This window comes from Chryseobacterium sp. 1B4, assembly GCF_036631475.1.
In the GTDB taxonomy this organism is placed as follows: Bacteria; Bacteroidota; Bacteroidia; order Flavobacteriales; family Weeksellaceae; genus Chryseobacterium.
On the sequence record NZ_JAPNUF010000002.1, the window covers coordinates 70,836 to 93,722 of the forward strand.

A 22,887-nucleotide genomic window follows, 5' to 3' on the forward strand; every position below is an offset into this window, starting at 1 on the left:
TGCTTACTAAGTTATACTTCTAATGATCCTGCAGGATATACAGTGGAAGAACTGCGTACGTTATACAGCAGCGGAGATCAGAGTAAATGGCCGGCCCTCACTTATTTGAAGAAGCGAAAGGAGGTTTTCAGGATATCGGGCCTTTGCCTGAGATGAAATTTCCTGAAGATAATCTATATTCTGAAGATAAAATGGAACTGGGAAGAATGTTATTCTTTGATCCGAGATTGTCAGGAAGCGGACAAATTTCCTGTGCAAGCTGCCATAATCCGGAAACAGCATGGTCAGACGGAAGCAGGGTTTCTGTTGGACACAATAAGCAGACCGGAACCAGAAATGCCCCTTCTTTGATCAATATAGGATATGCTAAATCATTCTTTTGGGACGGCCGTGCCGCAACTTTGGAGGAGCAGGTGAAAGCACCTATTGAAAGCCCGGTAGAGATGAATCTTCATATGTCAATGGCTGCAAAGAACATCAGTAAGATTGAAGAATATAAACCCTATTTTGTAAAAGCGTTCGGAAATGGAGAAGTGACAGAAGAGAAGATTTCAAAAGCTATTGCTACATTCGAACGTTCTCTGGTAAGTCCGCCTTCAAGGTTTGATCAATTTGTTAGTGGAAAGAAAGATGCTTTAACAGATTCTGAAATCAACGGTCTTCATTTATTTCGAACCAAGGCAAATTGCATCAATTGTCATAATACACCCTACTTCTCTGATCAGAAATTTCATAATCTGGGATTAACTTACTACGGAACGCAATATGAAGATCTGGGAAGATATCTCGTTACTGAAAGAAATGAAGATATAGGAAAATTCAAAACACCTGCATTAAGAAGTTGCAGAGAACAAACCTTATATGCATAACGGACTTTTTCCTGAGCTGGCGAACGTTGTTATGACGTACAATGCCGGAATGGTAAAGAAATTCCGAAAGGAAATCAGATCAATGATCCTAAATTTCCTTTCAAATCCGGAATGATACAAAAGCTGAGCCTGACAGATGACGAAGTTTTTGATATCGTAGCATTTTTGAAAACCCTGAACAGTTACAAATACAAAATGCCCCCTCCGGTGTTACCTAAGTCATAAAAACCACAGTAACTTTTACTGTGGTTTTATAATCGTCTTAAAGAATTTCCACTTCTTCCGGTACTACAAAAAGAATGATACAGCCGTGCTCAGATTTTACAGAATGCTTAAAATTTGGCGGAGTATACAGGTAATCTCCTTTTTCAAGCCGGGCTCCGGCAATAGCAGCATCACCTTCCATAATAAATAGTTCCTCTCCGGCAGGATGATTGTGATAAGGATAGCTGGCTCCGGGCTCAAATTTTAAAAGTATGCTGGTAGAGCGGTTTTTTCAGGATCAAATTTTAAAGATTTTACAAAAATACCTTCATAATGAATCCCTTTTTCAATTAAAGGATGCCAATCTTTTTGCTCTGTTTTTACGATGTAATCGTGGATGTTGGTGTTCATGATATATAAATTTTAATTGTTATTGATGTAAAGCTGGTCTAAACTCCATCCGTAGCGGGCAAAAGTACTTAATAGAAATGCTCCGGCACTGAATGCAAAAACCGAATAATCCAGAGGTTCTTTAATGCCGTAAGAAATACTCATCGCAACAGCAAATAATAAAGTAAGAATGGAGGCCCACAAAGCTGTCTTTTTTAACTGATATCCCAGAAGCAGAAAGATACCTATTGAAAGTTCAGCTGTAGTAGATAATACAGCAATAGCAGGCGCCCAGGATTGGGGTAAAAACGAATTCGTTTCAGCAGCATAGTTTACAAATCTTTTCCAGCCGGAAGATTGAGCTCCCCAAAGACTAAGCCTGCTTGCCACTGCAGATAAAAATCCGACAGCCAGAGCTATTCTTAATAGAAAAACGGCGATATCCTGTTGCGTTTTCATACATATAATTTTTTTGGTTTTAATTACAGTACAAAGTTCAGCAAAAGCCGTTGCCTAAAGAATAGACAATTCCGGGAAAAGCATGTAATATTTGAGAGGGAAGAAGGGAACCTGAAAGTTATTGTAAAGTTATTTATTTTTTAGAGTAAAACCCTTTCTGACTGTTTTAGATTTCCTTTACGGTTTTCTGATACTCTTTGGGAGAATGTGAAGTATGTTTTTTAAAAAGTTCGAGAAATAAAAAGGATCATTGAACCCAAGTTTGTAAGCAATTTCTTTTACGGTCAGTTTTTCATACATCAAAAGTCTTTTGGCTTCAGAAATGGTAAGGCTGTAGATCACATTCTGTGCAGTTTTGTTGGTATGAAGCTTTGAAACCTCATTCAGTTTGGCTTCGGTAGTCCCGAGGAGATCAGCGAAATCAGAGACCTGATAATTGTTTTTAAAATGATCCCTTACACTTTCAAGGAATTTTAAGAATAAAGCATCCGGTTTCCAGATTTCATCACCATTGGCAATTTTACTGCGGTTGATTTCTACCAGCAGCAATTCAACCAGCGAATGGATTGAGATCAGATATTGGTAAGGCTGTTCCTGAATCTCTTTTTCAATCTTATTCAGGGTTTCAGTGAAAAATGCAGGATGCCGTACGGTGATCATTTCATTCATTCCGAAATGGCAAAAAAGCCCGTTGTGGAAAATAAGCTCAATATCACTGTCGCTTTTACAGAAAAAATCCAGGGTAAAATTCAGGGCTGTAAGTTCTCCTTCAACAGATTTTAACTGATGAAACTGTCCTGATGTAATGGTTACGGTCTGACCGGTTTTCAGAATGAAAGTATTTTCGTCGATCAGGATTTCAGCACTTCCCTGACTGCACCAGAATAAGGTGTATCTGATGACCCGTCGCGGTTCAGGATATCCTGCCTGCCTGGAGTATTTTCTTATTTCAATCATTGTTTGATCTGTTAAAAGTTGAATATTAACTTGAACGGATAAATTTTATTTTGATTTTTCGTTATCAATTTTTTCTAACTGCTTTTTTATTAAGTTTACATTTTCTTCCGTAAGTTTGCCATAGCCGTGATCCTTGATTTGGCTTAGTTGTAATTTTGATATTTCATCTTGCTTATCTTTATTTTTTAATAACTGATCCCGTAATGAAATATAATTCTGGGCCGAATATACTTCATCTTTCAAAAGCTCTGAAATGTTTTTATTTTCTCCGGCACACCCTAGAGTATATTTCATGATGAAAGGATGGTTAGAATAGAAGGTATAGACATCTAAGAATCTTTTATCATTTCTTTTAAATAATTCTTTGCCGGAATAAACCTTTAAAGCATTGCTGCCATTCATCGCATAATAATAGAGCTCATCATTACTTGCTATTTTGGCAATTTTTTTAAATTGATTATAAATCTTGCTTTCTTCACCTCCAACTCCAATATTAGGTGACTCTGCATATGAGATATTGTCTAAAGGCTGTGCCATTTTTTTACCTTATCAGAAACCTGGGCGTTATACCCTATGCAACTGAAGGTGATTAAAAATCCATAAAAATATTTATTCCTCATTATTTATAAACTATTTAAAGTTAAATAAAATAATTGAACGATTAAATACCTAAATTCGTGTAGACTTAAACAAAATTCAGAATGAAATATTCAAAAATTATTATCGTTGTAACCCTGTTGTTATTTCAGTTGGGTGCAGCTCAGGAAAAAGCAGATGTTGTAGTAAATAAAGCTTTTACGGAAGCTAAAGCTGGTAAGAAAAATGTTCTACTGGTGTTCCATGCTTCATGGTGCAAATGGTGCAAAATGATGGAGAAAAATATGGACCTTCCTGAAACCAAACCTATTTTTGACAAAAGGTTTGTCACGGCATATATAGATGTGCAGGAAAGAGGAGATAAAAAAGCCTTGAAAATCCTGGCGGACAAGAGCTGATGAATAAATATAATGGCGAAAATGCAGGGCTTCCTTTCTGGCTGATTCTGAACCCGAAGGGAGAAGTGCTGGCTGATTCTTTTGATGCCAAAGGAGAGAATCTGGGCTCACCGGCAACACCGGAAGAAGTAACGGCTTTCATTGCCAAGATTGAAAAATCTTCAAAATTGAGTAAAGAAGAAGCACAGGCAATAGAGAAAGTGTTTGTGAAGAAATAAAACAAAGAAAAGTAATCCCCCAAAATAGATTCATTTTGGGGGATGTTTTATATGGTAACCTGCAGATTGCAGCTATTTATAATAATATTCAATATTACTCCATAAAACCTGATCTCCCGATTTTATCATTTCAGAAGGAGTGGTAAACAGGATTCCAAACATATTGTCATATTGTGTCATACCGAAAGATACGTTCTGAACAATTGTAAGGCCATTACCGTTATCTCTCGGTTCACGTTTCATGTACTGCAATGTTCTCTTTAAAGTAAAAGTGGAGCTCTTTTATTAAAATCACCTATATACCTACTCTTCGAAGCTTTATCATTAATCAATACGGAATCGTTGCTGATTCTGATATTATAGACCGCATCAGCAGAATTTCCGGCAATCAGTTGTATAGAGCTGTTTTTAAGATCGAGAACAATTCTCTTCCATGCCGGTTGCTGATAGGTACTCCAGTAACTGCTCAAGAAAGATTCCTGAGGATGAGTCTTACTCCCGGATGTCCCTGTATAAAGAATAGTTTCCTTTACTGCATAACTTTTGAAATCAAATTGGTACACCTCTTTTTCAATCGGTCTCGGATCTTCAATTACATTGTCATTGTTTCCACATGAGATCAGGGATAGCGAAATCAATGGGGTATAAAAAAGATATTTCATGGTTATTTTTTTACAAAAATAGGGTTTTTGCACGTGATGGTGAAATAGGTGAGCTGGAAATTCCCTTTAACAGAGCGAAAAAATAAAAAAAGCGAAAGGGTAAATTGAGTTCACCTTTTCGCTTTTGTTTAAAATTTATTTTCCAAAATACATCTGATCCTGTTTCTGCTGTTCATTATAAATGATCTGGAAACTTACAGGCATATATTGATAAAGAAGTTTCCAATGCTGGATCTTTGCGTGTTTTTTGAAACTTTCAAAAGATCTTACGAACAGATTTTCAATCATGGTTCTTACATAGGAATTTCCGTTTCTGTAAAGCCAGTCCATCAGCTTGATGTGATGGGCAATGATATTGATCTTCGATTCCTGCAGCAGTTTTTTCAGATAATTTACAGTAGCCTGCATGATTCCGGCGAAATTGTCCTGTACGGACAACTGTGTGATTTCATTGCGAAGTGGCGGATAGAAAAATTTTAAGTATTCAACAGCTATTTTTTGATTAATAGTTTGCATTTGTACTTTCATCATAATTAAGAATTTTTCAAACACTTTGTATTGCAGCGAAATGTATACCAAAATTTAAAGACAGGCTGCAAAAATAAATACTCCAACGATCACTGCGATGTGAGTGAGTAATATCTCTGTATTGTGCTTATTAGTCGTGGTTTTCCAGGTTTTCCAGTCTGAAATCCTTCTGATTTTATTTTTCATAATCTATTGATTGTGAGTTATTTTTATTTTTGTTTAATTTAAACACTTTGTAATGAAACGGATGAAAAATGTAACAAAACCTTTATATACCGTGACTGTAAATTTGTCTCGAATACACCTTCTGAAGGTTGGCAGAAATATGACTAAAAATCACTTTTCTGTATTCCTCACTGCAGAAGGCAGTGCAATTGTCCAGAGAATAGATAAAAGTGGTTTCAATAGCATTTTTTAATACCGTATCTCCGTCAGTGTATATTTTGTCCATTTTCTGTAAACTTCTGAAAAGCAGGTTTCTGTCATTCTGGCGGATCATATTTTTAATACGCTCTGTGAAGGTGCGGATAATGCTGTATGAGTTTTTAATTTTGACTTCTTTTACTTCTTTTTCAAAATCGGGAACCACGTCAGTGATTTCCTTTACGGCTTGTAAATAGTTCATAATATGATATTTTAATTTGGATTGTGTTCAAGCATTTTGATGATGGCACCAAAGATGAAAATGGTTAAAAAGGCAAAAAAGAGCAGATGATAAGGTTTCAGCCATTTGGGAGTCTCCGGGCCTTTGCTTTTTAATCTTCTGAGCTTGTCTAGTCTGTTTAAGGTTTTTAAGTCCATTTTTCTATGTTTTCAAATCATGATGCCAATGGTATTCCGTTGAAAATAGAATATGATTAAGATGTTGATATTTAATATATTGTGGTCTTGTTACCAGGCTTTTTAAACAAAAAAGCGTGTCAAAATGATAAGGTTTTTATCAAAATGGGAGAAAAAACAAATGACTTGCCTTAAAACTCATCACAAAGTCACAAAAGAGTTGAACTGTTAAATTATTTAAGGTCATCAGCTTCACGGATAAGAAGTACTCAGAAGTTTTGAAAATCTAAGATTTTCACCTTTAGTGAACTTTTTAGTTCGCATCATTACGCTTCTAAAATGTGCTAAAAGATTTAAAATAAGAACTTTTGTGCCTTTTGTGGTTAAAAATAAAGTTTACGTTATCCCAAATCAATATTATTTTTAAGTTTCGCAGTAAGGACAAGAATGAATATCTTTGCAGTCCAAATATTCAGAAAATGTTTTCAAAAATAATAGTACACAGAGTCGGAAATAAGATCAACGGAGATTCACTGACACTTTCCCAGGAAGAGTTGAAGCTTGAAGAAGGAATGGCAGAATTGCTGGAAGATTACTTTTTAGGATCTTTCAAATCGGAAGAAACTTTTCATTTTTACAGTGATACTTACCTGGTCAATAATCCGGTTTACAGTGCGGTATCTGAAATTTTTGATGATAAATCCAAGTTTATCTGGGAATCTGAGAATATTGCCAAACATCTTTTTGAAGCTGCAGAAAACCCAAGGGTTCAGAGCGGAGAACTTTTCATCGTACTTTTTGAAGATGAAAGTGACAGACCTGATAAAGTAGACAAAATCGGGATCTTTAAAACAGAAAAGAGAGAATCCTTCCTGAAAATCAATCCTGCAGAAGAAACATTTGATATTGAAAAAGATCAGGGGATCGGTTTATCCAAAATTGATAAAGCGGCTTTGATCTACAACAATAATAAAGAAACAGGATATGTACTTTCCGTAGTTGACAACAACAAAAACGGAGATATGTACTACTGGTTTGAAGATTTCCTGAAAGTAAAGCAGCGTGACGATGAATATTTTCATACCCAGGAAGCTTTAATGGTTTATAAAGATTATATCACCAAACAGCTTCCTCAGGAGTTTGAAGTTTCCAAAGCAGACCAGGCAGATTTTCTTAATAAATCTATTAATTTCTTTAAGGAGAAAGAAGAATTTAAGCTTGATGAATTTGCCAGTGAAGTATTGGGAGATGAGCATGTTATTGAAAGTTTTGTAAACTTTAAAACGGATTACGAGCAGGACATGCAGGTGAATATTGCTGAAGAATTCCCGATTAGTGAAGCAGCTGTAAAAAAGACGCAGAGACACTTTAAAAGTATTATTAAATTAGATAAAAACTTCCATATCTACATCCACGGAGACCGTCAGAAAATCGAAATGGGTGAGGATGACAAAGGAAAATATTACAGGCTTTATTTCGAAAAAGAAGTATAAAAAAGAAGTCTCCGGTTCCATAATAATATCATAACTTTATTGCTGATTACAAAATAACAGCTATGAAATTTCTGATCATTTTCTGGGGAATTTTTCTCTTTTTTTCTGCGCTCCTTTTCCTATTTTATTGTATATGTTGAATGAGGAGGTGGCAACAGAACCGAGAAATTCATTAGCGGTAAGCTATGGGTATCTCGGTTTTTCTTTGTTAATTTGGGGATATGTGATTATTTTCTTTATCAATAAGCTTTTCATTACAACTTTTAAAGAGAAAAATACGATAAAGTCTATTCTTCGGAACGGAATTCCAAGAGAAGCCAAAATCATTGATTATAGACTCCTCAAATACATTGCTAAGAAAAACATGAACCTCATTCAGGTTACGCTTTCATTTCCCAATCTCAGCAATACGGTGATAGAACATAAAACGATGTTTCATGATTCTAAGCCCCACGAAAAGAGATTTGATGTAGGAAACAAAATAAAAGTACTGCTGAATCCTAAGGTATCGCAGGAACCTTATTTTATTTTAAGTGATCAGAAAGTAGGATTTAATACATCTGGAATACTTTTAAGAAGTGTATTTCTTGTATTGCTGATTGCTTATGTTATTGGTCTATACTATTATTTTTATATGCGGGAATCCTTTGATTTCGGCTGGAGGTTTCTGACATTCATGCATCCGATTATTTTCAGCGGTGTGATGACAATCATCTATGTTTTGGTTTTTCAGTTGATTTTCGGCAGGCTTTTAAAAAATACAAAAGAAGAACGTATTCTTTTTCAGGGAGAAATGCTGAAGCCCATATCATCAGCGTCAGTGAGACAGGTCTTCTTGTCAATAATCAGCCACAAATCATGTTTCAGGTAAGTTTTAAAGATTTCAGAGGAACTGAACATATTGCGGTATACAAGAAAATTGTCAGCTTTCTAAAGCTCTCTTCCATTCCTAAACAAGGAACTATTGAGATTATGTATGATGAGAATGATCCAAAGAAGATTATGATTCCCAGAGGGGTTTAGGGAGTAAAAAGGCGAAATAGCAAAAAGGCAAAACCGCTAAATATGATAACAAGACATCAGAACAATTAAATATTTTTTAGATGTAAAACTCTGTTTTTGAAATTGACTATTTAACATATAAAAAAATACCTGAATTCATTTTTTTAATAAATTCATTTTTGTTTAAATAATAAGGTAAAATCAACTCAGTTGATACGGAAAATTTTTAAGTAAAAAATATGTTTTCCTCAGATAAACAACTACTTAACATAATCATATGAAAACAACAATTGTCGATCTGACAAAACCTATCCAATACAATGCAGGAGATCCGTGGTTTATGCGGGTGAAAATTAAACATAAAGCCCACAGAAAATCACATTGGCTGATTCGTCTTGCATTAAGACTTCCATCAAGACTTTTTCCTAAAAACTGGACAGGCTGGGCAGATGACACCATCAAAAATATGGGGCTTCATGCTACAACACATATTGATGCTCCCTGGCATTATGGCCCTGTAGTAGAGGGAAAGCCTGCCAAAACGATAGACCAGATTCCGTTGGAATGGTGCTATGGAGACGGAATTGTGATCGACTGTACCCATAAAGAAGATTTTGTTGCCATCACCGTAGAAGATCTGAAAAAGATCTCAATAAAAACGGCATTACCATCCGGGAAGGAAATATTGTTCTGATCAGAACAGATCGTGATAAAATGATGGGAACCCCGGATTTTGTAGAAAAAGGAACGGGAATGAGTAAAGAAGCTACAGAATGGCTGATTGACCAGGGCGTAAAAGTAATGGGAATCGACCAGTGGGGCTGGGATCTTCCTCTGAAATATATGGCTCAGAAAGCCAAAGAGATAAATGATCCTGAATTTTTCTGGGAAGGGCATCGCGTAGGAATCGAAAAAGAATATCTGCATATCGAACAGCTGACAAATCTGGGAGCATTGCCTCCATCCGGATTTAAAATTTGTGTATTTCCGCTTAAAATCGTTGGCGGTTCTGCTGCTCCGGCAAGAGTAGTAGCAATGATGGATGTATAGGAAATTAATTTTTCCAATTTTTTAAAACAGAAAGGGAGAATTTGTAATATATAAATTCTCCCTTTTATTTTTTTACGATTTCGGTTTGCCGTTTTATTAACTTTTCTTCCTGAAAAATAGAGCTCTGTTATACTCAAAATTCATTCTGGCAATATTCAGTACGGAAATTCCCTGTGGGCATTCCACTTCACAGGCTTCTGTATTGGAGCAGTGTCCGAATAATTCTGTATCCATTTGAGCTACCATATCCAGCACTCTCTTGCTTCGTTCTTCTTTTCCCTGAGGAAGGAGTGCCATGTGGGTAATCTTTGCAGACGTAAATAAGGCTGCACTTCCGTTTTTACAAGTGGCAACACACGCTCCACATCCGATACACGCAGCAGAATCAAAAGCTTCCTCGGCCGTCTGGTGAGTTACCGGAATGGCAGTGGCGTCAGGAGCCTGACCTGTATTCACCGATACAAAACCTCCCGAAGAGATAATTCTGTCAAAAGCAGAACGATCAACTTTTAAATCTTTCTTCACCGGGAATGCTTCAGCACGGAAGGGTTCTATCAGAATGGTTTCCCCATCTTTAAACGATCGTAAATGAAGCTGGCAGGTGGTTGTATTTTTCAAAGGACCATGGGCAATACCATTAATCATCATTCCACATTGTCCGCAGATTCCTTCACGGCAGTCGTGATCAAATTCTACAGGTTCATCCCCCTCAATAATCAGCTTTTCGTTTAAAGTGTCCAGCATTTCTAAGAAAGACATGTGTGGATTCAACCCTTTAAGGTCGTAAGGGACCAGTTTTCCTTCACTTTTTCTGTCTTTCTGTCTCCATATCTTAAGATGTAAATCCATAATTTTCTGTTTTTATTTGTAACTTCTTACCGTTGGCTGAATTTCTTCAAAGATTAAAGGTTCCTTAATCAGTTCAGGTTCTCCATTTTCACCTTTCCATGCCCAGGCAGAAATAAATTGGTATTCCGCATCATTCCTCATCGCTTCGCCATCCGGAGTCTGGAATTCTTCCCGGAAATGAGCTCCGCAGGATTCGTTACGGGTTAATGCATCATAGCACATCAGTTCTCCGATTTCGAAATAATCGGCCACACGGCCTGCTTTTTCCAGTTCGGTATTCATTTTATTGCCCTGTCCGGAAACTCTTACATCTTTATAGAATTCCTGTTTCAGTTTTCTGATTTCCTGAATGGCATATTTCAGACCTTCTTCATTTCTTGCCAGTCCGCAATAATCATACAGGAGCTTTCCTAATGTTTTATGGAAATAATCAACGGTTTTGCTTCCTTTGATATTGATAAAACCATTAATCTGGTCTTTAACTGCTTTTTCAGCCTGTTCAAATTCCGGAGTATCCGGTGAAATTTTTCCGGTATGAATTTCATCCGCCAGATAATTGGCGATAGTGTAAGGTGCAATGAAATATCCGTCTACTGAGGCCTGCAGAAGTGAGTTTGCACCCAATCTGTTCGCTCCGTGATCGGCAAAGTTAGCTTCGCCTAAAGCAAACAGCCCAGGAACGGTAGTCATCAGCTCATAATCTACCCAAAGGCCGCCCATTGAGAAGTGGGCAGAAGGGGAGATCATCATGGGTTCTTTATAGGCATCATATCCTGTAATTTTAAGATACATGTCAAATAAATTTCCATATTTTTCCCTGATCTTGTCTTTTCCCTGTTCCTGTATCGCTTTTGAAAAATCAAGATAAACGGCGTTTTTCAAGGGCCCGATTCCGAAGCCGGCATCAATTCTTTCTTTAGCTGCACGGGAAGAAATATCTCTCGGAGCAAGATTCCCAAAAGCCGGATATCTTCTTTCAAGGTAATAATCCCTTTCATTTTCCGGAATATCATTCGGCGGTCTGGTTTCACTTTGTTTCAATGGAACCCAGATCCGGCCGTCATTACGTAATGATTCAGACATTAAGGTCAGTTTAGACTGGTAATCTCCGGATTGCGGAAGGGAAGTAGGATGCACCTGAATCCAGCTTGGTGAAGCCATTAAAGCTCCTTTTTTATGCGCTCTCCAGATGGCAGAACCATTACATCCCATGGCAAGGGTAGACAGATAATAGATTTTTCCGTAACCTCCGGTTGCCAATATTACAGCGTGGGCTGCATGTCTTTCGATGTCTCCTGTGTCTAAATTCCTTACGATAATTCCTCTGGCTTTTCCATCAACAGTGACCAGATCCAGCATTTCATGTCTTGAAAATAATTGTACAGAGCCTTTTCCGACCTGTCGCATCAATGCCTGATAAGCACCCAGAAGAAGCTGCTGTCCCGTTTGTCCTCTCGCATAGAAAGTACGGCTTACCTGAACCCCTCCGAATGAACGGTTGTTCAGATATCCGCCATATTCACGCCCGAAAGGGACTCCCTGAGCCACGGCCTGGTCAATGAGGTTCAGAGAACATTCTGCCATGCGGTATACATTGGCTTCCCGGGCTCTGAAGTCTCCTCCTTTTAAGGTGTCTACAAACATTCTGTATACACTGTCACCATCGTTTTTATAATTTTTTGCCGCATTCACACCTCCTTGCGCTGCCACAGAGTGTGCTCTCCTCGGGCTGTCCTGGAAACAGAATGATTTCACATTATATCCCATTTCTCCCAAAGAGGCTGCAATTGAACTTCCCGCCAGTCCGGTTCCTACTACGATAATGTCCAGTTTTTTACGGTTGGCAGGGTTAACGAGTTTTGCTTTCTTTTTATAATTTTCCCATTTATGTTCCAATGGACCCTGTGGTATTTTTGAATCTAAAATCATGATTGTTCCTTTTAATGATAAGTAAAGAATACATACACCGGCATTAATGCAAAACCTACACAGATAATGATTGAATAGGTAATTCCGATTGTTTTGAACCACTGTACGAACTTGGGGTGATATAATCCCAGCGTTCTTACTGCACTGTGTATTCCATGAATCAGGTGATAACATAAAGCGATCATTGATAAAACATAAATGATAACGTACCACCATTCTTTAAAGACATTCACTACCAGAATGTAGAGATCTTTATTTCCGTTCTCATCCAAAGGAGGAGTTCCGAATTTGTAGATATACCAGAAGTTCTGGAAATGAATCACCAGGAAGATCAGAACTAATGTTCCGAGAATTCCCATATTTCGGGAAGCCCATGTACTGGCTCTCTCACGTCTGTCCGACTGATAACTGCCACCGGACTTTCTGTTTTTTAAAGTAATAATCAGCCCGTCTACAGCATGCAGAATAATACTGGCATACAAGACGTAAGAAACTATTTTGATAATGATATTCCCTGATAAAAAATGCGAATAGGCATTAAACTGAAGGTGCGCCTGTTCTTGTGGTAGAAAAAGCTGGAGATTTCCAAGGAAATGAATCAACAGGAAGAATCCCAAAAAGAGTCCTGTAAGGCACATCAGCATTTTTCTTGACAGTGTTGATAACATATTTTTGATTTATTGATTAATAATATCCTAAGACTTTCATCCATAGTCCTCCTACAACCATATAAATGATCAATAGAACAATTCCTATTTCAAGACCTCTGAGCCACCATGCTTTCAGATCAACATACCCGCTTCCGAAAAATACAGGAGCCGGACCGTGACCATAGTGAGTCAGTACCCCATAAATTGAACCCATGAAACCCAGCATCATCGCCAATAGCATAGGAGGAATTCCCAGAGAAACACCTACACCCAGCAATGCCGCATACATGGCCGCCACGTGAGCGGTAGCACTGGCAAAAATATAGTGACTGAAGAAGTAAACCACAATAATAACAGGGAAGGCTACCTGCCAGCTCAATCCTCCGATCTGAACCTTGATAAGGTTACTGAACCAGCCAATGAAGCCCAGTTCATTTAAGGAGCTTGCCATCATGACCAATACGGCGAACCAAACGATCGTGTCCCATGCTCCTTTTTCACCTTTTACATCCTCCCAGGTCAATACTGAAGTTAATAACAGCAATGTCAACCCGATGAATGCAGTAGTTGTGGCATCAATAGAAAGTGCTCCGCCGAATATCCAAAGGGCCAGCAGGATAAAGAAGGCTAACAGCATCAGCCATTCGTTTCTGGAGATAGGTCCCATTTCTTTTAATTTCTCTGCTGCCATTTTCGGAGCATCCCCTGTTTTTTTCAATTCAGGCGGATACAATTTGTACAATACCAAAGGAACCACAAAGAATGCTACCGCCCCGGGAATGAAACCCGCTGCAGCCCATGACATCCATGTAATATCAATACCAAGGTTAGCCGCAAACTTCTGACACATCGGATTACTGGCTGTCCCGGTAAGGAACATAGAAGAAGCGATGAGGTTCATGTAGTAACTGTTTAAAGTCAGGAATGAACCTAATTTTCTATGGGTTTCCGGTTTTTCAGGAACAGAATCAAAGCTTATGGCCATAGATTTCATGATAGGGTAGATAATCCCGCCACCTCTTGCAGTGTTACTCGGAATGGCAGGTGCCAGACAAACATCGGCAAGCCCTAATCCGTAGGCCAGCCCCAGTGAACTTTTCCCGAAAACTCTGATGAATAAAAAAGCTATACGGTTTCCAAGCCCTGTTTTGATAAACCCTCTGGCAATAAAGAATGAAATCCCGATCAGCCAGATTACTTTGTCTCCAAAACCGGACAGTGCTTTAGTAATGGATTTTCCTGCATCTCCAGGAGCAACCACCTGTGTAAGGGCTGTGAAACCGATGGCCATCATACACATTGTGCCCATTGGAGCTGCTTTAAGGATAATGCCTAAAATGGTTGCTGCAAAGATGGCAAACAGGTGCCAGGCATTTTCGGCAACGCCTTCCGGGGCAGGAATGAACCATATGATCAACGCAACAACAAATGTGATCGCTACGTTTTTAATATTAATTTCTTTCATGATACTAACTGTTTAATCGTTTAAAACCTACTCTGTACTTGTACTATAAATAGATTATTGTTGTATTGTGAGGTGTTTTCCACCTGATGTTTGTAACGGTCAAACTGTACTCCCAGCTGAATTCTTGCGCCGTAATTTTTCAGGAATTCCAATCCGAACATCGGGGTGATTGTCTGTCTTGGGTTGGAAGCCATTCTGAAATTGGTATCAAGATATTCGTAACGGCAGGAAAGTTCAAAGGCACTGAGATTTTTATGGTTGATTTCATATCTCAGATTCGGAAGGAAATAAACGCCGCGGATCAGGTACTGATCAGGGTTCTCAGGGCGCAGTTCAGGGGCAATGGAATTATACAGAACATGGTTGGTGGCCTGTTTGCCTTCCAGCTGCATGTCAAGACTCCATTTAGGATCAAACTGAATCAGTGAGCTCAGATCCACTCCCAAAGCATATACTTTTTTACTGAAAACTTCCCCGATACCTCCATTCAGGCCTACATTGAAATTATATTTTTTGGATAATCCGAATACAAGACGGGTGGAATACTGTTTTCCGTTGTCATTATCATTAATCTGGTTCTTTCCGTTTCCGTTAACAACTGAAACCGCATATTGGAAAGGAATTTCTCCCAGCTGAAGCTGTCCTGTAGCAGACATTCCGATCTGGAAACTTGTCCAGCCCAGCTTTCCGAATTCCGTATACTGGTTAGACCAGTCTAAAGATTTAATGATATCAATAGGATAAGTCTCTTCAATACCGAACCAAGGTCTGAACTGTCCTACAGTAATCGCTAATTTTGGATTGAAAGTATATTTCAGGTAAGCATTTTCAAGAACTCTGCTTTTAGGATCATTTTTAAAGTCTGCAAGGTTGGCCAGTACGACAACTTCTGTACGTTTACTGATCTGGGCCCGAACCTGAACCCTCATATATTTGAGCATAAAATTATTATCAGTTCCGGAACCATCGGTATGATGGAGTCCGTTAACATCTACGTCTTTACTCATCCCTACAAGATAACGCGCCTGAAAAAGGCCTTTGATCTGCAGCTGAGGATATTTAATATTGTCTTCCTCCTGTGGGTGGGTGGTCTTCAGAGAATCCTGATTCTGTGCATGGGCAGCTAACCCGCAGGCAAGCATACACAGAATGAGGCTTTTCTTTTTAATTGAAAAAAGGCCATATCTATTTTTGTTTTTTTATTGTAATTTCATTTACCACATATATCTTACATGCATTGAATGATCATACATTCAGTCATAGTGCTGCATACTTAGGTCTTTATCTGCAGAGATCAGATTTTGCTTAAGCATAAGTGTTTTGTGGTGAAATATCTATTTTAAACCTAAGAACGTGAATGGTGCGGATTCTTTAAATTCTGCATTGGTTTTACCATTGTAGGTACGGTAGTTACTAAGATCCAGTTTCATCACTTTTCCTTTAGGGCTCAGATCAAAATCTTTAAGGTCTACCCAGAAAGTATTCGGTGTAAAAACCGTTTCAAAATAATACACCAGGTTTTTCTGATCCGAAACGGAACGCCATCTTGTTGAAGAAATATTAGGCTCTGTGGCAGAAGTAATTCCGTAAGGTACTGAACAGTTTCTGATGACGCTGAAGACACTGGCTACCGCTGTACGGGTATCTGCAGTCTGTGGAATCGCATTGATGTAGTAAGAAGCTCTTACAAAGCGGTCTGCAGCGCGGTTGGTTCCCGGAAGCATAACGGTTCCCGGAATTCCTTTCCAGTAATTATTAAGAGCCAGCTGCTCTTCAAAAATAGGAGAGTTGGTCATTACTGTATAAGACGGGTCATGATGAATTACCAGTTTTCCGTCAATATATTCAAATACAGCATTGTCTCCCGAAGCATCAGAAATAGAAAGGTGGACGGTTGTAAACCTTTCTGTTCCCGGAATGTAATCACTTACAATAACGAAAGGTTCTTTACGTGAAAATTCCACAGCTTCTTTTACGGTGGCAAAATTATCCAGATAATATTGAGCCCATAATGAAATGGCAATTCCCTTTTTACTTCCTTTCCCATCGAATTTAGGATACTGTGATTCTCCTAGCCAGAGCAGGTTGGCAACCAATCCTTTTTCATTCATTCCGTCTGCTGAAGCAATGTCCCATGAAGAGCTTACAAGGCTTCCGTATTTGGCAGTCCATTTTACAGATTTCGGGCCTACCAGCCCGTTGCGGTCTATTCCTTTCGGAAGTACCCAGAGGTTGACAGGGATTTCGTCACGCCAGTCCATGGAACGTGCTGTAATAACGGTATTCTGAGGACCTTTATATACAACTCTTGTACATGCCTCTGACGGATTCCATAATCCTATAGAGAGAATCAGAGAAAATAAAATTAATGGGAACTTTTTCATAATAGTATTATTTGAATTTAAATTTTATATTGAATTTTTTGTTAATAATTCAATGTATTTTGATCATATTCATTATTTGGTGATATAAATTTAGCGAAATTTGTTTAAATAAAATAATTATAAGAGTTAATAATATGTAATTTATGTTATGAATCATAGTTAAAGGATGATAATTGGATTGTAAGATTTTTTTTGTATATTTTAAAGATTTGACATAAAAAAAGGTAAAAAAAGAAGAATATTTGAATGTGTTTTTTACTCCTGTTTTATCATCGTTATATACCATAAGACGCTGGTTGAAAGAGGTTTGAAATTAAGTACCACAAAATAGAAAGCTGTTAATAAAAATCGTTATATTTGATTAACAGACTGAAAAGATATATGAATTTTATAGAATGCCATGAAGAGCCTATCCATATTCCGGGTTCTATACAAAGTTTTGGCTATTTGATTGGCATTGATGCAGAGCTCCATACCATTACTTTTTTTAGCAGGAATATTTCGGATCTATTTAAAATCGGGAACTCGGAGGAGCTGTTCGGAAGAAAGCTTACTGATTTCCCGGAAAGTTTTCAGGGCATTATTGATTCAGAAATCTATACTTCACTGGACAAGTTTACCAGACGCAGTAATGAGACTTATTTCGACAAAATTTTTATCAACGGTAAAGAATATCACTTTTCTGTTTTCAGGAGTAAGCTTTATATCTTTCTGGAGTTTGAAGAGGTACTGATTAATCCCAATAAACGGATTTCCAATAAATATGATAATTTTTACGTCATAGATAATGAAAAGGAACTCTGGAATCATTTGCTGGAAACACTTTCAAAGGTGGTAAATTATGACCGGATGATGGTCTATAAATTCATGATGGACGGTTCCGGAAAAGTAATTGCTGAAAAGAAAAATGAGAATATGGAAAGCTTTCTGGGTCTTCATTATCCGGAGTCTGATATTCCGAAGCAGGCAAGGGATCTTTATCTGAAAAAAGAAAAAGAATCTTCAGCAATGTATATGCGGATACAGTTCCGGTTCTGAGCAAAAGCCCGGACCATATTGATCTTACTTTCTCAGCGTCCAGAGCAATGTCACCTGTTCACGGACAATATCTGAAAAATTCCGGTGTAGCATCAAGTTTCAGTGTTTCTATTATTATTGATGATCACCTTTGGGGGCTGGTAACATGCCAGAATGTGGAACCCAAGCATATTGATCTTGAAGACAGGGTACAGGCGGGGATTTTTACAGCCCTTGCTGCGAACGCTTATTCTTCTTTTAAATCAAAAAGCGAACTGAATTACCGTCTGGCGCTGAATGAGAGAATGTCTCAGCTGAAAACGGAGTTTTTAAAACATAATATTTTGTTTGATTCTCTTATCGAATGTAAGGAAGAGATCAGAAATTTACCCGAAGCAGACGGACTTGCTATTGTTTCGGAAGAAAATGTCGTAACATATGGCCGCACGCCGGATCTGGAAAGTATTAACAGAGTAGTGCAGTGGGCTCTTGGTAATACATCTGAACGCATCTTTGTGAGCAGAAGCTTTCTTAAAGATCATGGTGAGGAGCTTGGGCTGTCTGAAAATGCTGCAGGAATCATTATTTATTTTATCGAAAGAGAGAAAACTGAAATGCTGGTCTGGTTCAGGAAAGAATTTGATGAACATATCAACTGGGCAGGAAATCCGGAGAAGAAAGTAATGGTATTTTCTCAGAACGGGGAAGAAAAACAAATGATCTCGCCAAGAACTTCCTTCCGGATTTTTACAGAAAATATAAAAGGACAGTCGAAAAGATGGAATTCCCGGAATATAAGCGCTGTACAGGCTGTAAGAGATCTTATCCTGGAAACTTCCCATAAAAATTATAATGCGATCAAAAGGCTTAATGATGAGCTTAAAAAGGTAAATGAGGAGCTTGACAGTTTTTCATATACTATTTCGCACGATCTTGGAACCCCGCTCACCGTAATGAAACTGAATGCTCAGATGCTTTTGGGAAATCTTACGGATGATTCCGGGAAAAGCAAAACCAAGATCAATACAATTATTGAGGAAATCGACAATATGGCGGAAATGATGCATGATGTCCTGCAGCTCAGCCGTGCAAAATATAGTGAAATCCAGCTTGAGCGCCTTAAAACAGTTTATACGATTGAGAAGATTTCTGAAAACGCCAAGATGACCTACGGCAGTCCGAACAGTGAGATCATCATCAAGGAATGTCCGGACGTACTGGCTGATAAAACACTGCTTCATCAGGTATTTCTGAACATCATTAATAATGCCGTGAAATATTCTTCTCATAAAGAAGTTCCTAAAGTAGAAATTGAAGGAACAGAAGACGGACAGACCATTATTTACAGAATTTCTGACAATGGAATTGGTATTCCTGAAGAAGAAAAACATAAGATGTTTAAGATCTTCAACAGGATGGATAATGCCAAGAAGTTTAAAGGAAATGGAGTAGGGCTGTCTATTGTACACCGTATTATGAAAAGAATAGGCGGAAATGTTGATTATGAAAGTAATAATGAAGGGACTTCCTTTATTTTAACGTTTAAAAAGCCTTACATTTGAGAAACTTTTAAAACGTTATTATGGTAACAGAATATCTTAAGCAGAATACGGCAGACTATCACGATGCAGCAGAAAAACTTTTAATTCTGAAAAGATTTTCAACAAAACTTTCACTTTAGAGGATTATAAAAAAATCATTCATACCAATTACCTGATGCTTCTTCACAGTGAAGATAAAATATTCAGCAGTCTTTCTGATAAGTATGCGGAAAAACTTCAGCTCGATTCACGAAAGAAGCTTTCCCTTATCGAAAAAGACCTGAAAAGCCTCTCCCTGGAAAATCAGGAAGCTTCTCACGATCTTGAATTTGACAATGAGCATGAAGCGCTCGGAGCTATGTATGTGATTGAAGGTTCCACACTTGGCGGAAACGTTATTGCAAAGCAGCTATCTAAAACAGCAGGTTTCGATGAGGTAACTTTCAATTTTTTCGGTTGCTATCAGGAAAATACAGGACCTATGTGGAAAAACTTTAAAGAAGTTCTGGATACAGAGGTGGCTGAAGAAAACTATAACGAAGTGCTTTCCGGGGCAAAAAAACTCTATACGTTTTTACTGAACGTCAATTAATTCATTTAATTCTAATTAAATTTCTGAAAAATTGCGCAATTTTTCAGGAATTGTTAAATTTGGGGAGTTTCAAATTTAAACTTAACTAACAAAAAAATAATTTAAAAAGTAACAATATGAAAGTAACTGTGGTAGGTGCAGGCGCTGTAGGAGCAAGCTGTGCAGAATACATCGCAATGAAGAACTTCTGTTCAGAAGTAGTTTTGGTAGACATTAAAGAAGGGTTTGCTGAAGGTAAGGCAATGGATTTGATGCAGACAGCATCTCTTAACGGATTTGATACAAAAATTACGGGTACAACAGGAGATTACAGCAAAACTGCAGGTTCTCATGTGGCAGTAATCACTTCAGGGATTCCAAGAAAACCTGGAATGACAAGAGAAGAATTGATCGGTATCAATGCCGGTATCGTGAAAGAAGTTACTGAAAACTTAGTAAAACATTCTCCGGAAGTAATCATCATCGTGGTTTCTAACCCAATGGATACTATGGCTTACCTTGTTCACAAAACTTCAGGTCTTCCTAAGCACAAAATCATCGGAATGGGTGGTGCATTAGACTCTGCAAGATTCAAATACAGATTGGCTGAAGCATTAGAAGCTCCGATTTCTGATGTTGACGGTATGGTAATCGCTGCCCACAGTGATACAGGTATGCTTCCATTATTGAGCAAAGCGACAAGAAATGGTGTTCCTGTAACTGAGTTCTTAAGCGATGAGCAACAAAAATATGTAATCGAAGAAACTAAAGTAGGAGGAGCTACTCTTACCAAATTATTAGGAACTTCAGCATGGTATGCTCCAGGTGCAGCCGTTTCTGTAATGGTTCAGGCAATTGCATGTGACCAGAAGAAAATGATCCCTTGTTCTTTAATGCTTGAAGGTGAATACGGACAAAACGATATCTGCTTAGGAGTTCCGGCTATCATCGGGGCTAACGGAGTAGAATCAATCGTAAACGTAACATTGACTGCTGAGGAGCAATTGAAATTTGCTGAAGCTGCTAATGCGGTAAGAGAAGTGAACGGAGATCTTAAATTCTAATATTTACCAGCTTTTAAGCAGGAATTAAAATAGATAAAGTCCGGCTGTTTCAATTTTGAAACAGCCGGATTTGTTTATGAGTATTTGAATGTTGGGAAATTTTCGGCGCGGCCGGAGGCCGCGCCGAAAATTTCATTTAAAATTATAGGTATATAATTTATTTCATTGTATCCACAAAGTGAGTTACAGCCTTCACAAATTCTTTATTTTTTTCGTAATACAAAAGATGTCCGCCATCAATGGAAACTACTTTCTGATTGGTAAACTGAAAGGTTTTATAATGTTGGGTTCCGACTGCCTTATCTTTTTCCGGTGATGGTCAGTACAGGGACTTTGATGTCTTTTGTTATGGGTGCATAATCAGCATAATATTCAGGAAAATCTTTGGGTTTTGAGATCACCGCCATTCCGAAGTCGATGATACGGGGATGGAGAGAATCTGTTTTATCCATCTGTTTTATGGTTTCTATATCTTCAGTAAGGAATTTGTACCCGATTCTTTTTTTCTTAATGCACTGCTGATTTTAGAAAGCTCTGCAGAAAGGCTGTCTTTAGGAACAGGTCTGTTTTTTGCCTGTAGAAGACTGTTTCCATATTCAATCTGTTCTTTGACGGATTCGTCATTCAGAAAATGAAGCGTAACGTTGGCCAGAATGATTCCTTTGGTATGCTGAGGATATTTTTTTGCATAATTAACGGCTATGATTCCGCCAAAGGAATGAGCCAGTAAGAATACCTTTTCCAATTTCAGATGCTGTCTCAACTCTTCAATATCCTGAATCATTTTATCAAGATGATAGTTATCCGATGTACCGGATGCTCCGGAACCCCGCTGATCCATATAAATCATCCGTATATTTTTTTCAAGGTTGTTTCCTCTCATCAGTTCAAAAGATGGATATCCCTGTCCCGGACCGCCTGGAATATAAATGCAGGTTTCTCCTTTTCCGGAGACTTTATATTTGATCTTTACATGATCTGAGGTTTCAAAGTAACCTTCAGATGGTCTATTCTGAGCGGAAACGACATTCAGAGAAGTGATAAAAAGGAGTAAAAGCACAATTGTTTTCATACCATTATAACAATTGTAAGGGGTTATTTATTACTAAAATAGCCAATTATCTTCCTTTTGCCTTGTCTCCTCTTAAGGCCATAACAGTGCTGGTTACTGCTGCTACCAGTTTTCCTTCGGTATTGGTTATTTTGCAATGATAGACAGTGATGGTTTTACCGGATAGTATCGGCCTGGCATGAGCCGTAAGCTTATCTCTCCATGTTGGACGGAAAAAATTAATCTTAAGTTCTATACTGGTAAAACTTTCTCCTTTATTCATCAAGGTAGAGTGGGCTGTTCCGATGGTTGCATCTTGTTAGATGATTTTAATTGATGAAAAACTATAATATTATATAAAATATCAATCACTATGATAATTCCACAAGATTTTAATAAATATATAATTGCTCTCATGACAATTTATTAAATTTAAAATGTGTGCTCACAATCAAGAGACTTTGCGTAGTAGAGGTATTCTGAAATATGAGTTTGGACTAATTGATATGTTTGAATATTTTAAAAACTTCTTACGACAATTTGATCAACCAATTTATTTTACAATAATTTAAGACCTCATATGAATTATAATATTTCAACCCAATTGCACGTGAGAAATAATGCAATTAAAAACCTAAAAACAAATCAGAATGGGAAAATTCCCACTCTGATTTAACTGAAGCTCTATTGTAACTTTAAAAAAATGTTTGGTTGTTTTTATCCTCTACTACAAAAGATACACTAACCTAGTAAGTAAAA

Annotated in this window: 33 protein-coding genes and 1 pseudogene; 14 read left to right on the forward strand and 20 right to left on the reverse strand. The window is 37.8% G+C overall.

Going from position 1 to position 22,887, the window contains the following annotated elements; translation table 11 throughout:
* Window positions 1-86 precede the first annotated feature (86 nt).
* On the forward strand, window positions 87-869 hold the full coding sequence (locus tag OWR28_RS01270) for a cytochrome-c peroxidase (protein ID WP_332385143.1): 783 nt from the start codon (window positions 87-89) through the stop codon (window positions 867-869).
* Window positions 862-984, forward strand: coding sequence for a hypothetical protein (locus tag OWR28_RS01275; protein WP_332385144.1), 123 nt, complete (start codon window positions 862-864; stop codon window positions 982-984). Before OWR28_RS01270 ends, OWR28_RS01275 begins: the two co-directional genes overlap by 8 nt.
* 147 nt (window positions 985-1,131) lie before the next feature.
* Here OWR28_RS01275 and OWR28_RS01280 read toward each other — a convergent pair whose 3' ends face one another.
* The 5 genes from OWR28_RS01280 to OWR28_RS01300 form a co-directional block, all read right to left on the reverse strand.
* Window positions 1,132-1,347: a cupin domain-containing protein gene (locus OWR28_RS01280; RefSeq protein ID WP_332385231.1), complete on the reverse strand. Its 216-nt coding sequence runs from the start codon at window positions 1,345-1,347 to the stop codon at window positions 1,132-1,134.
* Window positions 1,338-1,484 (reverse strand): hypothetical protein, encoded by a 147-nt coding sequence (locus OWR28_RS01285; RefSeq protein ID WP_332385145.1) that lies wholly within the window; start codon window positions 1,482-1,484, stop codon window positions 1,338-1,340. The genes OWR28_RS01280 and OWR28_RS01285 overlap by 10 nt, the downstream gene beginning before the upstream one ends.
* Window positions 1,485-1,496: 12 nt before the next feature.
* Window positions 1,497-1,922, reverse strand: coding sequence for a DoxX family membrane protein (locus OWR28_RS01290; RefSeq protein WP_332385146.1), 426 nt, complete (start codon window positions 1,920-1,922; stop codon window positions 1,497-1,499).
* A gap of 177 nt (window positions 1,923-2,099) precedes the next feature.
* Window positions 2,100-2,879, reverse strand: coding sequence for a helix-turn-helix domain-containing protein (locus tag OWR28_RS01295; RefSeq protein ID WP_332385147.1), 780 nt, complete (start codon window positions 2,877-2,879; stop codon window positions 2,100-2,102).
* 45 nt (window positions 2,880-2,924) lie between these two features.
* Window positions 2,925-3,416, reverse strand: a complete 492-nt coding sequence (locus OWR28_RS01300) for a hypothetical protein (protein ID WP_332385148.1) — start codon at window positions 3,414-3,416, stop codon at window positions 2,925-2,927.
* A gap of 164 nt (window positions 3,417-3,580) precedes the next feature.
* Between OWR28_RS01300 and OWR28_RS01305 the strand changes: the two genes are divergently transcribed.
* Window positions 3,581-3,874, forward strand: coding sequence for a thioredoxin family protein (locus tag OWR28_RS01305; protein ID WP_332385149.1), 294 nt, complete (start codon window positions 3,581-3,583; stop codon window positions 3,872-3,874).
* Window positions 3,874-4,092 carry a hypothetical protein gene (locus OWR28_RS01310; RefSeq protein ID WP_332385150.1) on the forward strand — a complete coding sequence of 73 codons (219 nt, stop codon included), beginning with the start codon at window positions 3,874-3,876 and terminating at the stop codon, window positions 4,090-4,092. The genes OWR28_RS01305 and OWR28_RS01310 overlap by 1 nt, the downstream gene beginning before the upstream one ends.
* A gap of 72 nt (window positions 4,093-4,164) precedes the next feature.
* Here OWR28_RS01310 and OWR28_RS01315 read toward each other — a convergent pair whose 3' ends face one another.
* The 6 genes from OWR28_RS01315 to OWR28_RS01340 form a co-directional block, all read right to left on the reverse strand.
* Window positions 4,165-4,335: a hypothetical protein gene (locus tag OWR28_RS01315; RefSeq protein ID WP_332385151.1), complete on the reverse strand. Its 171-nt coding sequence runs from the start codon at window positions 4,333-4,335 to the stop codon at window positions 4,165-4,167.
* A gap of 17 nt (window positions 4,336-4,352) precedes the next feature.
* Window positions 4,353-4,754, reverse strand: a complete 402-nt coding sequence (locus OWR28_RS01320) for a hypothetical protein (RefSeq protein WP_332385152.1) — start codon at window positions 4,752-4,754, stop codon at window positions 4,353-4,355.
* A 135-nt stretch (window positions 4,755-4,889) separates the two neighbouring features.
* Complete coding sequence (locus tag OWR28_RS01325; protein ID WP_332385153.1) at window positions 4,890-5,285, reverse strand: DUF7674 family protein; 396 nt, start codon at window positions 5,283-5,285, stop codon at window positions 4,890-4,892.
* A gap of 51 nt (window positions 5,286-5,336) precedes the next feature.
* The gene (locus OWR28_RS01330) at window positions 5,337-5,468 is read right to left on the reverse strand and encodes a hypothetical protein (RefSeq protein WP_332385154.1); all 132 of its coding nucleotides are present in this window, start codon (window positions 5,466-5,468) and stop codon (window positions 5,337-5,339) included.
* A gap of 82 nt (window positions 5,469-5,550) precedes the next feature.
* Window positions 5,551-5,907: a DUF7674 family protein gene (locus OWR28_RS01335; RefSeq protein ID WP_332385155.1), complete on the reverse strand. Its 357-nt coding sequence runs from the start codon at window positions 5,905-5,907 to the stop codon at window positions 5,551-5,553.
* 11 nt (window positions 5,908-5,918) lie between these two features.
* The gene (locus tag OWR28_RS01340; RefSeq protein ID WP_241676876.1) at window positions 5,919-6,083 is read right to left on the reverse strand and encodes a hypothetical protein; all 165 of its coding nucleotides are present in this window, start codon (window positions 6,081-6,083) and stop codon (window positions 5,919-5,921) included.
* 458 nt (window positions 6,084-6,541) lie between these two features.
* Between OWR28_RS01340 and OWR28_RS01345 the strand changes: the two genes are divergently transcribed.
* The 5 genes from OWR28_RS01345 (at window position 6,542) to OWR28_RS01365 (ending at window position 9,607) form a co-directional block, all read left to right on the forward strand.
* On the forward strand, window positions 6,542-7,555 hold the full coding sequence (locus OWR28_RS01345; RefSeq protein WP_332385156.1) for a nucleoid-associated protein: 1,014 nt from the start codon (window positions 6,542-6,544) through the stop codon (window positions 7,553-7,555).
* Window positions 7,556-7,688: 133 nt separating this feature from the next.
* The gene (locus OWR28_RS01350) at window positions 7,689-8,426 is read left to right on the forward strand and encodes a hypothetical protein (RefSeq protein WP_332385157.1); all 738 of its coding nucleotides are present in this window, start codon (window positions 7,689-7,691) and stop codon (window positions 8,424-8,426) included.
* Window positions 8,414-8,578: a hypothetical protein gene (locus tag OWR28_RS01355; RefSeq protein WP_332385158.1), complete on the forward strand. Its 165-nt coding sequence runs from the start codon at window positions 8,414-8,416 to the stop codon at window positions 8,576-8,578. Before OWR28_RS01350 ends, OWR28_RS01355 begins: the two co-directional genes overlap by 13 nt.
* A gap of 256 nt (window positions 8,579-8,834) precedes the next feature.
* Window positions 8,835-9,251, forward strand: coding sequence for a cyclase family protein (locus OWR28_RS01360; RefSeq protein ID WP_332385159.1), 417 nt, complete (start codon window positions 8,835-8,837; stop codon window positions 9,249-9,251).
* Window positions 9,251-9,607: a cyclase family protein gene (locus tag OWR28_RS01365; RefSeq protein ID WP_332385232.1), complete on the forward strand. Its 357-nt coding sequence runs from the start codon at window positions 9,251-9,253 to the stop codon at window positions 9,605-9,607. Before OWR28_RS01360 ends, OWR28_RS01365 begins: the two co-directional genes overlap by 1 nt.
* A 96-nt stretch (window positions 9,608-9,703) precedes the next feature.
* On the opposite strand, the gene OWR28_RS01370 is transcribed toward OWR28_RS01365, so the two are convergent.
* The 6 genes from OWR28_RS01370 to OWR28_RS01395 all read right to left on the reverse strand — a co-directional run bounded on the left by OWR28_RS01370 (window position 9,704) and on the right by OWR28_RS01395 (window position 16,884).
* Window positions 9,704-10,456: a succinate dehydrogenase/fumarate reductase iron-sulfur subunit gene (locus OWR28_RS01370; RefSeq protein WP_332385160.1), complete on the reverse strand. Its 753-nt coding sequence runs from the start codon at window positions 10,454-10,456 to the stop codon at window positions 9,704-9,706.
* Between the two features lie 12 nt (window positions 10,457-10,468).
* Window positions 10,469-12,385, reverse strand: coding sequence for a fumarate reductase/succinate dehydrogenase flavoprotein subunit (locus tag OWR28_RS01375; protein WP_332385161.1), 1,917 nt, complete (start codon window positions 12,383-12,385; stop codon window positions 10,469-10,471).
* Between the two features lie 11 nt (window positions 12,386-12,396).
* Entirely contained in the window at window positions 12,397-13,053 is a 657-nt protein-coding gene (locus OWR28_RS01380; RefSeq protein ID WP_332385162.1) for a succinate dehydrogenase cytochrome b subunit, read from the reverse strand.
* A 16-nt stretch (window positions 13,054-13,069) separates the two neighbouring features.
* Window positions 13,070-14,500 (reverse strand): anion permease, encoded by a 1,431-nt coding sequence (locus tag OWR28_RS01385; RefSeq protein ID WP_089690053.1) that lies wholly within the window; start codon window positions 14,498-14,500, stop codon window positions 13,070-13,072.
* A gap of 20 nt (window positions 14,501-14,520) precedes the next feature.
* Window positions 14,521-15,642, reverse strand: a complete 1,122-nt coding sequence (locus tag OWR28_RS01390) for a porin (protein ID WP_332385164.1) — start codon at window positions 15,640-15,642, stop codon at window positions 14,521-14,523.
* A 192-nt stretch (window positions 15,643-15,834) separates the two neighbouring features.
* Complete coding sequence (locus tag OWR28_RS01395; RefSeq protein WP_332385165.1) at window positions 15,835-16,884, reverse strand: linear amide C-N hydrolase; 1,050 nt, start codon at window positions 16,882-16,884, stop codon at window positions 15,835-15,837.
* Between the two features lie 381 nt (window positions 16,885-17,265).
* Between OWR28_RS01395 and OWR28_RS01400 the strand changes: the two genes are divergently transcribed.
* The 4 genes from OWR28_RS01400 (at window position 17,266) to OWR28_RS01415 (ending at window position 21,077) form a co-directional block, all read left to right on the forward strand.
* Complete coding sequence (locus OWR28_RS01400) at window positions 17,266-17,922, forward strand: hypothetical protein (RefSeq protein ID WP_332385166.1); 657 nt, start codon at window positions 17,266-17,268, stop codon at window positions 17,920-17,922.
* Window positions 17,923-17,969: 47 nt separating this feature from the next.
* Window positions 17,970-19,463 carry an ATP-binding protein gene (locus OWR28_RS01405; RefSeq protein ID WP_332385167.1) on the forward strand — a complete coding sequence of 498 codons (1,494 nt, stop codon included), beginning with the start codon at window positions 17,970-17,972 and terminating at the stop codon, window positions 19,461-19,463.
* A gap of 154 nt (window positions 19,464-19,617) precedes the next feature.
* The gene (locus OWR28_RS01410) at window positions 19,618-20,034 is read left to right on the forward strand and encodes a biliverdin-producing heme oxygenase (protein WP_332385168.1); all 417 of its coding nucleotides are present in this window, start codon (window positions 19,618-19,620) and stop codon (window positions 20,032-20,034) included.
* Between the two features lie 116 nt (window positions 20,035-20,150).
* Window positions 20,151-21,077: a malate dehydrogenase gene (locus OWR28_RS01415; protein ID WP_034699354.1), complete on the forward strand. Its 927-nt coding sequence runs from the start codon at window positions 20,151-20,153 to the stop codon at window positions 21,075-21,077.
* 299 nt (window positions 21,078-21,376) lie between these two features.
* Here OWR28_RS01415 and OWR28_RS01420 read toward each other — a convergent pair whose 3' ends face one another.
* The 3 genes from OWR28_RS01420 to OWR28_RS01430 are packed head-to-tail and all read right to left on the reverse strand — an operon-like array spanning window position 21,377 to window position 22,435.
* Window positions 21,377-21,529, reverse strand: coding sequence for a hypothetical protein (locus OWR28_RS01420; RefSeq protein ID WP_332385169.1), 153 nt, complete (start codon window positions 21,527-21,529; stop codon window positions 21,377-21,379).
* Between the two features lie 14 nt (window positions 21,530-21,543).
* Window positions 21,544-22,149 (reverse strand): alpha/beta hydrolase, encoded by a 606-nt coding sequence (locus OWR28_RS01425; RefSeq protein ID WP_332385170.1) that lies wholly within the window; start codon window positions 22,147-22,149, stop codon window positions 21,544-21,546.
* Between the two features lie 46 nt (window positions 22,150-22,195).
* Entirely contained in the window at window positions 22,196-22,435 is a 240-nt protein-coding gene (locus OWR28_RS01430) for a PaaI family thioesterase (protein ID WP_332385233.1), read from the reverse strand.
* Window positions 22,436-22,592: 157 nt separating this feature from the next.
* On the opposite strand from OWR28_RS01430, the pseudogene OWR28_RS01435 reads away from it, so the two are divergent.
* A pseudogene (locus tag OWR28_RS01435) lies at window positions 22,593-22,804 on the forward strand (IS3-like element ISElsp1 family transposase); the annotation flags it as partial.
* Between the last annotated feature and the right edge of the window lie 83 nt (window positions 22,805-22,887).

Excerpts from the sequence above, each read along its gene's own strand:
- OWR28_RS01385 (WP_089690053.1), bottom strand. The coding sequence starts at position 14,500 with ATGAAAGAAATTAATATTAAAAACGTAGCGATCACATTTGTTGTTGCG.
- OWR28_RS01335 (WP_332385155.1), bottom strand. The coding sequence starts at position 5,907 with ATGAACTATTTACAAGCCGTAAAGGAAATCACTGACGTGGTTCCCGAT.
- OWR28_RS01340 (WP_241676876.1), bottom strand. The coding sequence starts at position 6,083 with ATGGACTTAAAAACCTTAAACAGACTAGACAAGCTCAGAAGATTAAAA.
- OWR28_RS01355 (WP_332385158.1), top strand. The coding sequence starts at position 8,414 with ATGTTTCAGGTAAGTTTTAAAGATTTCAGAGGAACTGAACATATTGCG.
- OWR28_RS01360 (WP_332385159.1), top strand. The coding sequence starts at position 8,835 with ATGAAAACAACAATTGTCGATCTGACAAAACCTATCCAATACAATGCA.
- OWR28_RS01405 (WP_332385167.1), top strand. The coding sequence starts at position 17,970 with ATGTCACCTGTTCACGGACAATATCTGAAAAATTCCGGTGTAGCATCA.
- OWR28_RS01400 (WP_332385166.1), top strand. The coding sequence starts at position 17,266 with ATGAATTTTATAGAATGCCATGAAGAGCCTATCCATATTCCGGGTTCT.
- OWR28_RS01420 (WP_332385169.1), bottom strand. The coding sequence starts at position 21,529 with ATGGATAAAACAGATTCTCTCCATCCCCGTATCATCGACTTCGGAATG.
- OWR28_RS01285 (WP_332385145.1), bottom strand. The coding sequence starts at position 1,484 with ATGAACACCAACATCCACGATTACATCGTAAAAACAGAGCAAAAAGAT.
- OWR28_RS01275 (WP_332385144.1), top strand. The coding sequence starts at position 862 with ATGCATAACGGACTTTTTCCTGAGCTGGCGAACGTTGTTATGACGTAC.
- OWR28_RS01415 (WP_034699354.1), top strand. The coding sequence starts at position 20,151 with ATGAAAGTAACTGTGGTAGGTGCAGGCGCTGTAGGAGCAAGCTGTGCA.
- OWR28_RS01350 (WP_332385157.1), top strand. The coding sequence starts at position 7,689 with ATGTTGAATGAGGAGGTGGCAACAGAACCGAGAAATTCATTAGCGGTA.
- OWR28_RS01270 (WP_332385143.1), top strand. The coding sequence starts at position 87 with ATGGCCGGCCCTCACTTATTTGAAGAAGCGAAAGGAGGTTTTCAGGAT.
- OWR28_RS01295 (WP_332385147.1), bottom strand. The coding sequence starts at position 2,879 with ATGATTGAAATAAGAAAATACTCCAGGCAGGCAGGATATCCTGAACCG.
- OWR28_RS01310 (WP_332385150.1), top strand. The coding sequence starts at position 3,874 with ATGAATAAATATAATGGCGAAAATGCAGGGCTTCCTTTCTGGCTGATT.
- OWR28_RS01300 (WP_332385148.1), bottom strand. The coding sequence starts at position 3,416 with ATGGCACAGCCTTTAGACAATATCTCATATGCAGAGTCACCTAATATT.
- OWR28_RS01380 (WP_332385162.1), bottom strand. The coding sequence starts at position 13,053 with ATGTTATCAACACTGTCAAGAAAAATGCTGATGTGCCTTACAGGACTC.
- OWR28_RS01330 (WP_332385154.1), bottom strand. The coding sequence starts at position 5,468 with ATGAAAAATAAAATCAGAAGGATTTCAGACTGGAAAACCTGGAAAACC.
- OWR28_RS01320 (WP_332385152.1), bottom strand. The coding sequence starts at position 4,754 with ATGAAATATCTTTTTTATACCCCATTGATTTCGCTATCCCTGATCTCA.
- OWR28_RS01345 (WP_332385156.1), top strand. The coding sequence starts at position 6,542 with ATGTTTTCAAAAATAATAGTACACAGAGTCGGAAATAAGATCAACGGA.
- OWR28_RS01370 (WP_332385160.1), bottom strand. The coding sequence starts at position 10,456 with ATGGATTTACATCTTAAGATATGGAGACAGAAAGACAGAAAAAGTGAA.
- OWR28_RS01375 (WP_332385161.1), bottom strand. The coding sequence starts at position 12,385 with ATGATTTTAGATTCAAAAATACCACAGGGTCCATTGGAACATAAATGG.
- OWR28_RS01390 (WP_332385164.1), bottom strand. The coding sequence starts at position 15,642 with ATGCTTGCCTGCGGGTTAGCTGCCCATGCACAGAATCAGGATTCTCTG.
- OWR28_RS01410 (WP_332385168.1), top strand. The coding sequence starts at position 19,618 with ATGCTTCTTCACAGTGAAGATAAAATATTCAGCAGTCTTTCTGATAAG.
- OWR28_RS01290 (WP_332385146.1), bottom strand. The coding sequence starts at position 1,922 with ATGAAAACGCAACAGGATATCGCCGTTTTTCTATTAAGAATAGCTCTG.
- OWR28_RS01305 (WP_332385149.1), top strand. The coding sequence starts at position 3,581 with ATGAAATATTCAAAAATTATTATCGTTGTAACCCTGTTGTTATTTCAG.
- OWR28_RS01425 (WP_332385170.1), bottom strand. The coding sequence starts at position 22,149 with ATGAAAACAATTGTGCTTTTACTCCTTTTTATCACTTCTCTGAATGTC.
- OWR28_RS01325 (WP_332385153.1), bottom strand. The coding sequence starts at position 5,285 with ATGATGAAAGTACAAATGCAAACTATTAATCAAAAAATAGCTGTTGAA.
- OWR28_RS01395 (WP_332385165.1), bottom strand. The coding sequence starts at position 16,884 with ATGAAAAAGTTCCCATTAATTTTATTTTCTCTGATTCTCTCTATAGGA.
- OWR28_RS01315 (WP_332385151.1), bottom strand. The coding sequence starts at position 4,335 with ATGAAACGTGAACCGAGAGATAACGGTAATGGCCTTACAATTGTTCAG.